Source organism: Thermanaerothrix sp. (assembly GCA_026417795.1).
Taxonomy (GTDB): Bacteria; Synergistota; Synergistia; order Synergistales; family Synergistaceae; genus Thermanaerovibrio.
The window spans coordinates 1-12,250 of record JAOACP010000041.1; the positions used below are offsets into that span (position 1 = coordinate 1).

Here is a 12,250-nt window from a genome sequence, read left to right on the forward strand (position 1 = left end):
AGGGGATCATATTTCGTTTGGATTCTTAGGTGAGGCAACGTTCCCTTTTCGTTTAGATTTTACGTGAGGCAATTCGGGTGTTGACAGTTTTTGGGACCCTTGCTATACTTCCTCTCGTGCTGATCGGGGCGGATAGCTCAGTGGGAGAGCACCTGCCTTACAAGCAGGGGGTCGTAGGTTCGAACCCTATTCCGCCCACCATGAGAACAATGACACAGCCAGGTTAGAGGTGGGGTTGTAGCTCAGTACGGTTAGAGCGCCGGCCTGTCACGCCGGAGGCCGCGGGTTCAAGTCCCGTCAGCCCCGCCATCTTTTTCGGACGTTTGGTGTCGGCGGGATAGCTCAGTTGGTAGAGCAACGGACTGAAAATCCGTGTGTCCCCAGTTCAATTCTGGGTCCCGCCACCACTTAAGGGTTCGTCTTGCGGGCGGAAGTAGCTCAGGGGTAGAGCACAACCTTGCCAAGGTTGGGGTCGCGGGTTCAAATCCCGTCTTCCGCTCCATCTTTTGGAGTTAGAATTGGGCGGCATAGCCAAGTGGTAAGGCAGAGGACTGCAAATCCTTTATTCCCCGGTTCGAATCCGGGTGCCGCCTCCAGCTTTTCGCCCAATTTTGTGTTATATAAAGGCGCGTTCCTCGGTAGCTCAATCGGCAGAGCGGGTGGCTGTTAACCACTAGGTTCCAGGTTCAAGTCCTGGCCGAGGAGCCAGAACAATCAAGCCCCCTCCCGTAAGGGAGGGGGCTTTTTCGTGCGTGCGCCCTTATGCGCATTGCCCCATTAACCTCCGGCATGTTACGCCTTCCCTTACCTTCCCCTTAAGCCTCTTTACATGGCGCTTAGCTCAACCCAAAGAGGTAAGATGCTTGACTCACCGTGATCTTCCCTTCAAACAGCTGTCGCTGGAGGTAAAGAAAAACAGCTGAAGCTTTCGAAATCGGGAAAAGGCGAAGGGGATGGGGGCCTGATGCATCCCATCCCATTCGCCTTTCAGTAGCTCACCTCGGGAGTTACCTTGATCTGCAGGACCTCTCTGCCCCGAAGGACGGAGAAGACGTTTTCGCCGCGCACCAGCAGCGGGGCCAGCCCCTCGGGGCTTGGAATGGGTTTTCCGTTGCATTCCAGCAGGATGTCTCCGACCTTCAGCTTGGCCGCTTCCGCCACTCCCCCTGCGGTGAGCGATGAGACAACGGCCCCGGTTTTTCCTTTCATCGCCTTAAGTTCCTCATCGTTCGGAAGCCGCAGGGAAAAACCGAGCCTCACGGGGGCCTGCGGCGCGGCGGGAATGCCTGCCGGGCTTGAGAAAGCGAAGCTCAGAGACGGCGGAACCTTTGGAAGCTTTTCCACCGGCAGAGGCTCCACAAACCTGGAAACCGTTCCGTCCTTCCTCAGGACCTTGAAGGTGTAAGAGGGGTACTTACCCAGGACGTCCCGAAAAAACTGCTCTGTGTTCTCGATTGGGGTGTCGTTGCATTGGACGATCACATCGCCTTCCCGCAACCCCGCTGCCGCTGCGGGGCTTTCCTGGACCAGCCAGGTTAGCTTCATGCCCCTCGGCTCCTTCAGCTCAAGCTCTTTGAAGGCCTTCGATTCCAGATCCTTTTCCGTGATGTTTTCGAACTTTGCTCCGATCCGGGGCAGCTCCACTGAAGCTCCGGCGGCAACCGCCAGGGAAAGAAGGGCGTTGTACAGGGTCTCCGCATAAGCGCGGGTAGGCGTCCGGAACGTTTTGATGTCGTACCCTCCGGGGGATTCCACCAGCATGGACACGCCCCACTTGTATTCCTTGTCGAGATCCGGGTAGTTCATCAGGCGCATGGTTTTGACCTTCCCGAGCTGGACCACAGTCGTTTCCTCTTCGTGGACCGGCTCCACCACCGGCTGATAGTAGCCTCCCGTCAGTCCCAGGCCGGTATAGACCCACTGCTGCCTCGTGTTGGTGTAGTCCATGGCTCCGAAGGTCCGGAGCCCGCTTGGGTCGATCTCGATTCGCTGAAGAGGAATCCCTTCCCACCCCACGAACTTGTCCTGCATGTTCCGGATCGCGCCTTCCGCCTCGGCAACGGTGGAATAGAACGTCGGAACGTGCCAGTATTCCACCGCGGCCGCTGCAGCTGCGCCAGCAGAGGGAAAAAGCAAAGCCATGGAAAGAAGAAACGGCAGGAAAAACGCGGAAACAAACCTGAACCTCATGTCGACACCTCCCCTGGAACATTTCATGAAGATCCGAACGTGAGGAAATTATAGTGTTTTTTTAAAAGGCTTGATATAACAGGGCAAGGGGAAGCAGCGTCAATCCGGTTCCAAGGAACAGCTTCAGGACGGTGCCGAGCCGCCCGAGCTCCCTGCTTGCGGCAAGTTTCGCCGCGAAGCTTGTGGAGGTCTAAGCGAGGTTGGATGCTTGACTCACCGAGATCTTCCCTTCAAGCAGCTGCTCCGTGACATGTATTTGCCTTGATTTCTTCTTAACCCAAGAAAACGCCATCCTTTCTTATGATGACATTTTATCTGTCCCCTTATAATCACTGGCCGGGCACACACGCCTCAAAAATCCCATTGACCCTGACGCGTCTTTGGGTATAATGAAAAATCGTGCCCTCAAGAAGTTTGAGGGCCATCGAGCATCAGAACCAGGGAAAGGAGGTCCCGGTGGGGTATGGAAGATCCCAGTAGTAGATCCTGCGTGCCCTTATGCAACAAGTTTCCATTCCAAAACCACATATCCCGGTCCGGGATTCCCGCGTTCCCTGGGTTCAGGGGGCTTGGCCTTTAAGCTCCGAGGGGCTTGAGCCTGCTCCACCCTGTCCCATGGGCCTTTGGGTTCCCCCGGAACCGGGGGACAGGAGGTGTTTCCAATGGGAAGGGCTGAGGCCAAGACTTTGGAGAGGATCGACGACATCGCTTCTTTCCTCGATAGGAATCCCAATCAGTTTCTCACGGTTATAAAAGAGGCCCACCCGGCGGCGGTGGCGGAGTACCTGTCGGAGCTTCCCTTTGAGGAGGCCTTCGGCATACTCCGAGGCCTTGACGTGTCCCGAATGGGTGAGATCTTCAGCCACCTGGACGAGGACATGCAGCTTAAGGTCTTCCAGTCCCTTGAGAGGGACGAGAAGGTGGCGCTGTTGGTGGAGATGTCCCCCGACGACCGGGCGGACCTGTTCAAGGCCCTGCCGGAGGAGAGCCAGACGGCGCTGCTTCCGGCCCTGGCCCAGGCGGAGCGGGAGGACATAAGGCGCCTTGCGGCCTACGAGGAGGGCACCGCAGGGGCGGTCATGACCTCCGACTACGCCACCATATCGCCCCACATGACCGCACAGGAGGCCATAGAGCACCTAAGGGAGATAGCCCCGGACAGCGAGACCATCTACTACACCTACGTGGTGGATGACCAGCACCGCCTGCAGGGGTTCGTGTCCCTCAGGGAGCTCATCCTGGCCCCCAAGGACGCCAGGGTGAGGGATTTCATGAAGAAGGACCCCATATTCGTTAGGGTGGACGACGACCAGGAAGAGGCGGCCAGGAAGATACAGAAGTACGACCTCATAGCCCTGCCGGTTCTGAACTACGATGACGTGATGGTGGGGATAATCACCCACGACGACGCGCTGGACATAATAACCCAGGAGCAGACCGAGGACATAGAGAAGCTCATGGCCATAGGGGGCGCCCACGGGGAGATGCCGTACCTCAAGACCCCCGCGTGGGTGCACTTCAAGAACCGGGCCGCCTGGATCGTGGCCCTGGCGGCCTTGGGCTTCGTGTCGGGTATTATCATCCATTCCTTCGAGTCCACCCTCATGAGCCTCATGATACTGGCCCTTTACATGCCCATGGTGGCGGACACCGGCGGCAACACCGGAAGCCAGGCCGCCACGGTGGTGGTCCGGGCCCTGGCCCTTGGGGAGATAACCTACGAGGACTGCTTCAAGGTGCTTTTCAAGGAGTTCAAGATATCCCTGATGCTGGCGGGGGTCCTGGGGGTCATATCCTGGGCCAAGGTCATGTACCTGTCCCAGGGGAGCACCATACCCGACGGGTTCTCCCTTTTTAACATAGCCATGGCCATAGCCCTGGCCCTGGCCATCCAGGTGGTGAGCGCCACCCTGGTGGGGGCGGTGCTCCCGATGCTGGCACACCGCATGGGACAGGATCCCGCGGTGGTGGCGAGCCCCGCGCTTACCACCATAGTGGACATAACCGGCTTGCTCATATACTTCTCCACCGCCAAGCTGATGCTGGGGCTGTGAAACGGCCCGCCGCGGGCTTCCTGGGGGTTTAAAGGCCCTTAGGAGGTGGGACCTGCCCCACTTACGGGGCGGGTCCCTTTGACCGTTAGGCATTAATTATATATTATCAGTGGGGCCGCTGCTAAAGGCCTTGCGGGATTTTGGCAGGGCGGCGTGTGCGGCGGCGCTGTGAAAAGGGAACGACTCCCCCTTGGGGGCTGATAGGATGCTCAAGGTCCAGAAGGTGCTCAACAACAACGTGGTGATAGCCCTGCACCGTTCGGGATACGAGGCGGTGCTGGTGGGATGCGGCCTTGGGTTTGGAAAGCGCGTAGGAGACCCGGTGGACGAGGACCAGGCGGAGAAGGTGTTCGTACTCAAGGACCCCGGGGAGCGGATACGGTACGCCAAGGTGCTTCAGGAGGTGGACCAGGCCTTCGCGGCCCTGGTGACCCAGGGGATAGCCATGATGGAGGACCTATTGGGGGCCACCCTGGGGGAGAGGATCCACTGGAGCCTCACGGACCACCTGTTCTTCGCGGTAAAACGCCTTAGGGAGGGCATAGCGGTCAAGAACCCGTTCCTAAGGGAGGTTGAGGTGCTGTATCCAAAGGAGTACGCCGCCGCCCAGGCAATGATCCGCTGGCTCTCCGAGGAGATAGACCTTCCCATGCCGGACGACGAGTCCGCCTTCGTGGCCCTTCACGTGCACAGCGCCATGGGAGGCGAGAGCCTAAGCCAGGTCTCCAGGAAGAACCACATAATCTCCCAGATGATACGCATAACCGAGGAGTCCCTGGGCTTCCCCCTTAACCGCAAGTCCCCCCAGTACATGAGGCTCATAAGACACCTGAGCTTCTCCATAGACCGCATAGAGGCCTCAATGGACGGGGACCCCATGGACGTCATGGAGGACGTGATGCGCAGGGAACACCCGATCCCCTACGGCATAGCCGCCAAGCTGTGCCTATTCCTTCAGAACGCCCTTAGCAAGCCGGTGCCCAAGGCGGAGGTGGTCTACTTGACCATCCACATACACCGGCTATATAATTCCACAGAACATAGCAAATAGTCGGGCATATCAAGCTCCGTTATCGCGTGTTACCGGCTTTTCGGGCATGAGCGAGGCGGTGCCACACAAGGCACTGTTTCGCTCATGCCCTTTTTTATATCCTTATTTGGGGGGATGTGAAGTGTTAAAGGGTTTCTTCGGTAAGCTTCAGCGGATAGGGCAGGCCCTCATGCTGCCGGTGGCCATCCTTCCCGCCGCGGGGTTCCTCCTGGCGGTGGGGTTCAGCCTCAAGAGCCCAACGGTCCTTGAGGTGGCCCCGTTCCTGTCGGGGCCCGGGTGGAGCAAGCTGGCCACCATGATGGCATCCGCCGGCGGAGTGGTGTTCGACAACCTGGCGCTTCTCTTCGCGGTGGGCGTGGCGGTGGGCCTTGCGGGGCTATCCGGCGTGGCGGCATTGGCGTCCATAGTGTGCTACCTTGTCATGAACGCCACCATGAGCGCCGTGGGAGGTTTTACGGTGGACATGGTGCTCAAGGGCGGCAACCCCTCCTATGCCCTGGTGGTGGGCATACCGACCCTTCAGACCGGGGTTTTCGGAGGCATAATATGCGGCCTCGTGGGGGCCTGGTGCTACGAGAGGTTCTACAAGATAGAACTGCCCCAGTTCCTGGGGTTCTTCGCGGGCAAGCGCTTCGTCCCCATAGCCAGCGCCTTCGCGGGTTTCCTCCTGGGAGTGGCCATGTTCTTCCTATGGCCCTTCGCCCAGAAGGGGCTTAACAGCTTCTCCAACGCCATAATGGGCTCCGCCATGCCCCTGGCGGTGTTCCTCTTCGGCATGATCAAGCGGCTTCTCATACCCTTTGGGCTCCACCACATCTTCTACGCCCCCTTCTGGTTCGAGTTCGGCCAGTACAAGACCCTGGCGGGGGAGATCGTCCACGGGGACCTTAAGATATTCTTCGCCCAGCTTAAGGACGGGGTGCCCCTTACGGCGGGCTTCTTCCTGGGGGGCGAGTTCCCCATAATGATGTTCGGCCTTCCCGCCGCGGCGCTGGCCATGTACCACAACGCCAAGCCGGAGAACAAGAAGATGGTGGCGGGGCTTCTGGCTTCCGCGGCTTTGACGTCCTTCCTCACCGGCATCACTGAGCCCATCGAGTTCGCCTTCCTCTTCGCCTCTCCTCTGCTCTACCTCATCCACGCGGCGCTTGACGGGCTCTCCTTCCTCTTGCTCTACATCTTCAAGGTGCACCTGGGCTACACCTTCTCCGGAGGCGCCATAGACTTCGTCCTCTTCGGCATCCTGCCCGGCAGGGAGAAGTGGTGGATCGCGGTGCTTCTGGGGCTCTGTTTCGCCGTGGCCTACTACGTGATCTTCACTTTCTTCATCCGCTTGCTTGACCTCAAGACCCCCGGCAGGGAGGACGCTCCCATGGATTCCAACGGTTCCTCCTCCAAGGCCCCCACCGAGCTTGCCGCCAAGATCCTGGAGGCCCTGGGTGGAGCTGGAAACCTCGAGAGGCTGGACGCCTGCATAACCAGGCTCAGGATATCCGTCAAGGACCCCAAGGCGGTGGACAAGGAGGCCCTTAAGGCCCTTGGGGCCACAGGGGTGATGCAGGTGGACCGCAACTTCCAGGCCATCTTCGGCACCGCGTCGGAGGCCATCAAGGAGGAGATACTGCACATAGCGGGCCGCAGCGATGGTCGGAGGGTCAAGGTGGCGTCCCCCATGTCCGGCAAGGTGGTGGACCTGTCGGAGGTTCCTGACAAGACCTTCAGCGAGAGGATGGTGGGCGAGGGCTTTGCGGTCATTCCCACCGACGGACTGGTGGTCTCCCCGGTGGACGGCAAGGTAACGCTTGTGTTCCCCACCATGCACGCGGTGGGCATAACCTCCGTGGACGGCCTTGAGGTGCTAGTTCACGTTGGAATCGACACGGTGAAGCTGAACGGCGAGGGCTTTAAGGCCCTGGTGTCCCAGGGGGATGAGGTGAAGAAGGGGCAGCCGCTGATCGAGGCGGACCTAAAGGTCATATCCGCCAAGGCGCCTTCCATAGTGACGCCAGTGGTGTTCACCAACGTAAAAGGATCCGACAAGGTAACCCTCTTCAAGGGGGATGTCAAGGCCGGGGAGAACGGGGCCAACGTGGTCCTTTAATCTCCTAACCCTAAATAAAAAAGATGAGGGGCCCCCAAGTTCGGGGGCCCCTTTCGTATGTGTTGCCTTTGGGAACGGTCTTGGTTTAGAGTGGGCTTATGACGCCCTTGGCCATGAGGTAGACGGCGGTAGCCGCGGCGGCGCAGAGTCCAAGTAGCAGCACCGTCTCCATGGTGCCGAAGGCCTTGGCGTTGTTCTCCCTCTTGGCCTTCCAGTAGAAGGCCGCGCCGGGGGCGTAGAGGATTGCGCACATGAGCAGGTACTCAAGGCCCGCGGCGTAGATGAGCCACAGGGCGTAGACCGAGGCCACCAGGCTTATGAAGAGCTCGAAGCCCTTGGACTCGCCCTGGCCGTACCCCTCGCCGGTCATGGAGAGCTTAAGCTGGTACAGGGCGCTGAAGAGGTACGGAACCAGGATAGCCGCGGTGGCGATGGTGTAGAGGGCCTGATAGGTGCTCTCGGACACCAGGGTTATGAGGAGGAAGAGCTGTATCAGCCCGTTGGTGATCCAAAGGGAGCTCACCGGGGACTTGTTCTCGTTCTCCTTGGCGAAGAAGGAGGGGAGCACCTTGTCCTTGGCGGCCACGTAGGGGATCTCCGCCGCCAGCATGGTCCATCCAAGGGTAGCTCCCGAGAGGGATATGATGAGTCCCAGGTTGATGATGGTGGCGCCCCAGCTGCCGACCATCCTCTCCAGGATGTAGGCGGTGGTGGGGTTCTGGAGCTTGATGAGCTCCTCCCGGGGCATGACGCCAAGGGATGCCAGGGAGATCACCACGTACAGGGCCAGGGTACCGAGAAGCCCTATCACCGTGGCCTTGCCCACGTCGGACTTCTTCTCCGCCCGTCCGGAGAGCACCACCGCACCCTCAACGCCGATGAAGACCCACAGCGTCACCATCATGGTGCTGCGTACCTGCTCAAGCACCTTGCCCCAGTCCAGGGCGCCGCCGGTAGCCCAGAAGTCCGCGTTGAAGACGTCTGCCTTGAAGCCAAACACCGCCATCAGGGCGAAGAGGATTATGGGCACCAGCTTACCCACGGTGGTGATGAGGTTCACTATGGCGGCGTCCCTAACTCCCCGGAGCACCAGGAAGTGGATCCCCCAGAGGATCACCGAGGCTCCCGCCACCGCCATGGTCTTGTTGCCGAAGGCGGGGATGAAGTAGGCGATGGCCTCGAAGAGGAGCACCAGGAAGGCCACGTTGCCAAGCCACGCGCTGAGCCAATAGCCCCAGGCGGAGTTGAAGCCTATGAAGTCCCCGAAGCCAGCCTTGGCGTAGCTGTAGATGCCGCCGTCCAATTCGGGCTTGCGGTTGGCCAGGCTCTGGTAGGTGAGGGCCAGGGCTATCATGCCTATTCCGGTTATGAGCCACCCAAGGGCGATGGCCCCGGGGCCCGCGTTTCGCGCTATGTCGGAGGGCAGAGAGAAGACCCCTGCCCCTATCATGGAGCCTATGACCAGGGCCACCAGGGAGAACAGGCCCAACTTCTTCTCGGACATTTTTATCACCTTTCCCTTTGTTTAAGATTTCTTTATTTATATTTTTATTTCACAAAGCCCAGGGGAGCCCCAAGGGCCCCCCTGTGGTTGAAGGCTGTGCCTTTGCCTATATGTCCTCCCTGACCAGGGGCATGCTCATGCACCTGGGGCCTCCCCGGCCCCTGGAGAGCTCGGAGCTGGGGACTATGTGGGTGACGATGCCGTGGTCCTGGAGGATCTGGTTGGTGACGTAGTTCCTGGAGTAGACCACCACTTCGCCGGGGGCGATGGCCAGGGTGTTGGACCCGTCGTTCCACTGCTCCCTGGGGGCGTCGATGGGGTCTCCGCCGGCGCAGCGGATGAGGGTGACCTTGTCGAGCCCCAAGGCCTTGGCGAGAATGGTCTCCAGGGTGGAGCGTTCCTCCTCTATGTGAATGCCGCTGCTGTTGGGGGTGATGGAGAACACCTGCAGCGGGCCCTCGATTTCGGGATGGATTGTGAACTTGTCCCGGTCCACCATGGTGAACACGGTGTCCAGGTGCATGAACGCCCTCTTCTTGGGTATGTTGAAGGCAAGCACCTGCTTGTAGGTGCTGCGCTCGTCGCTGAAGAGCTTCCTCGCCAGCTTCTCCACGGAAGCGGCGTCGGTCCTCTCGGATATGCCTATGGCGAGGACGGAGGGGCTTAACACCAGCTCGTCGCCGCCCTCGATGGAAGTGGTCTCGGTCCTGTCGTACCAGAAGGGAACGTCGCAGTCCTTGAAACGGGGGTGGTGCTGGAAGATGTACTTGGCGTACAAGGTCTCCCGGTTACGGGTCTCGGTGCGCATGTGGTTCAACGTGATGCCGGTGCCGATGGTGGCGAAGGGATCCCTGGTGAAGTAGAGGTTGGGCATGGGATCCACCACCAGGGGATTGTCGGTGTCCAACCTGTCAGCCAGGGACAAAAACTTGAGCTCCTCCCTGGGGAGCTCGGTTCGTCGCACCCCCGCCATGGTCTGGGCCACCATGGCCTTCACGTCCATGGAGAGGAAGAACTCCCTAAGCATCTCTCTGGTGCCGTCTCCGGGGATCTTCGCTTCCTTCAGGTACTCGTCGATGAAGGACTCCCTTACGGACCGGTCCGCCAGGGCCTCCGCCGCCAGGTCCTCCAGGTACAGCACCTCCGCGCCGTTGTCCTTGAGCACCTTGGCGAAGGCGTCGTGCTCCTCCTGGGCTATCTTGAGGTAGGGGATGTCGTCGAAGAGCAGGCGGGCCATGAGGTCCGGCGTGAGGTTTTCAACCTCCTTGCCCGGACGGTGCAAAAGAACCGAGCGAAGGCGCCCTATTTCCGATGTTACTTTGAGGGGTGAGGGCTTCAATTTTATTCCTCCTTACTTAAAATTATCGGGTCTTTATAAGGTTTTGTTCCCCTATAAGCCCACGACCATTACCTTACCAAATAAACCGCTATTGTCAATCGGTTCATGATACAGGCTGCCTTTATTCTAAAACCCGTTTAGATTTTTGGCAACTGACCCCCGGCGATGAGGCCGTTGCTCCTAAGCCTTGCCCTGTCCCTTGGTGTTTTGTTTGGCTGCAAGGGGTGTGAAAGAAGCTGTGGGAGGCTGAAAAAAGGGGCCCTCTAGGGGCCCCGGGGAGTTTGTTTGTGTTTTCATCGGCAATCCGCTACAGCGGTTTGATGATCCCAAGGGCCATCAGCACGATGGCCGCTATGGCGGCAAGGCATAGGATGATCAGCACCACGGTCTCGAAGGTTCCGAAGGCCTTCTCGTCGTTTTCCCTCTTGGCCTGCCAGTAGAATATGGCGCCGGGGGCGTAGAGGATCGCGCACATGAGCAGGTACTGAAGCCCTGCCCCGTAGAGGAGCCATATGGAGTAAAGGGACGCCACAAGCCCCATGGCGAAGTCGAAGGCGGTGGACTCCCTTCTTACGTAGCCCTCGCCGGTGCTGGCCAGCTTAAGCAGGTACAGGGCGCTGAAGATGTATGGCACCAGGATGGCGGCGCTTGCCACGGTATAAAGGGCCTGATAGGTGCTCTCGGAGACCAGGGTTATGATGAGGAACAGCTGCACAAGGCCGTTTGTGATCCAAAGGGAGCTGGCGGGGGCTCCGTTGTTGTTCTCCCAGGAGAAGAAGTAGGGGAACACCTCGTCCTCCGCCGCCACGTAGGGTATCTCCGCCGCCAGCAGCGTCCAGCCCAGGGTGGCCCCGGACAGGGACACTATGAGCCCCAGGTTGATGATGGCCGCCCCGCCGCTTCCCACCAGCTTCTCCAGGATGTAGGCGGTGCTTGGGTTCTTGAGGGCGATCAGCTCCTCCCGGGGCATTATGCCAAGCGACGCCAGGGATATGATCACGTACAGCACCAGGGTGCCAAGAAGGCCTATCACCGTGGCCTTGCCCACGTCGGTCTTCCTGGCGGCCCGTCCCGAGAGCACCACGGCGCCCTCCACGCCGATGAAGACCCACAGGGTCACCATCATGGTGCTTCTCACCTGCTCCAGCACCGAACCGAACTGGAAGGCCCCGCCGGTTCCCCAGAAATCGGCGTTGAAGAGATCCGCTTTGAAGCCTATGAACGCCATGGCGGTGAAGAATATTATGGGCACCAGCTTGCCCACCGTGGTTATGAGGTTGACTATGGCGGCCTCCCGAATGCCGCTTAAGACAAGTATGTGGATGGCCCAAAGCACCACCGAAGCTCCCGCCACCGCGGCGGCTCGGTTCTCGAAGAGGGGGAAGAAGTAAGCCACCGCCTCGAAGAGCAGCACCAGGTAAGCCACGTTCCCAAGCCAGGAGCTTATCCAGTACCCCCAGGCGGCGTTGAAGCCGATGAAGTCCCCGAAGCCCGCCTTGGCGTAGCTGTAGATGCCGCCGTCAAGCTCGGGCTTCCGGTTGGACAGGCTGTGGTAGGTAAGAGCCAGGGCTATCATGCCTATCCCGGTTATGAGCCAGCCTATCAAGATAGCCCCAGGACCCGCGTTGCGGGCTATGTCGGAGGGCAGCGAGAAGACCCCTGCCCCTATCATGGACCCTATGACCAGGGCCACCAACGACAAAAGACCCAGCTTCTTCTTGGACATTCCCATCCCCCGTCCCTTGGTGTTTTTTGCCCGTCCACGGGGCCGAGGGCCTGCCGTCTCCCATCCCCCGCCATGACGGGGGAAACGCCCCGGGTTCTGTGTTTTTGGCACATTGCACAGGGTTCATAAACAACGGTCAAGTTTACAGCCCACAAGATACCCCGCGTGTCGTGTTATGTTAGCACGTTACATATCTTGGGTCAATAATACGAATTGCCTCACGTAAAATCTAAACGAAAAGGGAACGTTGCCTCCCCTAAGAATCCAAACGAAATATGATCCCCT

General features: G+C 59.4%; 7 protein-coding genes and 6 tRNA genes. 9 read left to right on the top strand and 4 right to left on the bottom strand.

Features of this window, described 5'->3' with window-relative positions; all coding sequences use genetic code 11:
* Nucleotides 1–126 precede the first annotated feature (126 nt).
* The 6 genes from N2315_07970 to N2315_07995 all read left to right on the top strand — a co-directional run bounded on the left by N2315_07970 (nt 127) and on the right by N2315_07995 (nt 708).
* Nucleotides 127–201 (top strand) — tRNA-Val (locus N2315_07970).
* A 30-nt stretch (nt 202–231) separates the two neighbouring features.
* A tRNA-Asp gene (locus tag N2315_07975) sits at nt 232–309 on the top strand.
* Between the two features lie 22 nt (nt 310–331).
* A tRNA-Phe gene (locus tag N2315_07980) sits at nt 332–407 on the top strand.
* Nucleotides 408–427: 20 nt separating this feature from the next.
* Nucleotides 428–502 (top strand) — tRNA-Gly (locus N2315_07985).
* A 19-nt stretch (nt 503–521) separates the two neighbouring features.
* Nucleotides 522–596: transfer RNA gene (locus tag N2315_07990), tRNA-Cys, on the top strand.
* 36 nt (nt 597–632) lie between these two features.
* Nucleotides 633–708 (top strand) — tRNA-Asn (locus tag N2315_07995).
* A gap of 279 nt (nt 709–987) precedes the next feature.
* On the opposite strand, the gene N2315_08000 is transcribed toward N2315_07995, so the two are convergent.
* On the bottom strand, nt 988–2,190 hold the full coding sequence (locus N2315_08000; protein MCX7829121.1) for a PDZ domain-containing protein: 1,203 nt from the start codon (nt 2,188–2,190) through the stop codon (nt 988–990).
* A 662-nt stretch (nt 2,191–2,852) separates the two neighbouring features.
* Here N2315_08000 and mgtE point away from each other — a divergent pair.
* The 3 genes from mgtE (at nt 2,853) to ptsG (ending at nt 7,396) form a co-directional block, all read left to right on the top strand.
* On the top strand, nt 2,853–4,244 hold the full coding sequence (gene mgtE, locus N2315_08005) for a magnesium transporter (protein MCX7829122.1): 1,392 nt from the start codon (nt 2,853–2,855) through the stop codon (nt 4,242–4,244).
* Between the two features lie 205 nt (nt 4,245–4,449).
* Nucleotides 4,450–5,295 (top strand): transcription antiterminator, encoded by an 846-nt coding sequence (locus N2315_08010; GenBank protein ID MCX7829123.1) that lies wholly within the window; start codon nt 4,450–4,452, stop codon nt 5,293–5,295.
* Between the two features lie 121 nt (nt 5,296–5,416).
* Nucleotides 5,417–7,396 carry a glucose-specific PTS transporter subunit IIBC gene (gene ptsG, locus N2315_08015; protein ID MCX7829124.1) on the top strand — a complete coding sequence of 660 codons (1,980 nt, stop codon included), beginning with the start codon at nt 5,417–5,419 and terminating at the stop codon, nt 7,394–7,396.
* Between the two features lie 85 nt (nt 7,397–7,481).
* Here ptsG and arcD (N2315_08020) read toward each other — a convergent pair whose 3' ends face one another.
* The 3 genes from arcD (N2315_08020) to arcD (N2315_08030) form a co-directional block, all read right to left on the bottom strand.
* A complete protein-coding gene (arcD, locus tag N2315_08020; GenBank protein ID MCX7829125.1) occupies nt 7,482–8,900 on the bottom strand; it encodes an arginine-ornithine antiporter in 1,419 nt (472 codons plus the stop codon).
* 106 nt (nt 8,901–9,006) lie between these two features.
* Nucleotides 9,007–10,239, bottom strand: a complete 1,233-nt coding sequence (gene arcA / locus N2315_08025; protein ID MCX7829126.1) for an arginine deiminase — start codon at nt 10,237–10,239, stop codon at nt 9,007–9,009.
* A gap of 307 nt (nt 10,240–10,546) precedes the next feature.
* Nucleotides 10,547–11,965 (bottom strand): arginine-ornithine antiporter, encoded by a 1,419-nt coding sequence (arcD, locus tag N2315_08030; protein MCX7829127.1) that lies wholly within the window; start codon nt 11,963–11,965, stop codon nt 10,547–10,549.
* Nucleotides 11,966–12,250 lie beyond the last annotated feature (285 nt).

Bases quoted from the DNA above. Each gene is read 5' to 3' on its own strand.
- arcD (MCX7829127.1), bottom strand. From the start codon at position 11,965: ATGTCCAAGAAGAAGCTGGGTCTTTTGTCGTTGGTGGCCCTGGTCATA.
- N2315_08000 (MCX7829121.1), bottom strand. From the start codon at position 2,190: ATGAGGTTCAGGTTTGTTTCCGCGTTTTTCCTGCCGTTTCTTCTTTCC.
- arcD (MCX7829125.1), bottom strand. From the start codon at position 8,900: ATGTCCGAGAAGAAGTTGGGCCTGTTCTCCCTGGTGGCCCTGGTCATA.
- N2315_08010 (MCX7829123.1), top strand. From the start codon at position 4,450: ATGCTCAAGGTCCAGAAGGTGCTCAACAACAACGTGGTGATAGCCCTG.
- mgtE (MCX7829122.1), top strand. From the start codon at position 2,853: ATGGGAAGGGCTGAGGCCAAGACTTTGGAGAGGATCGACGACATCGCT.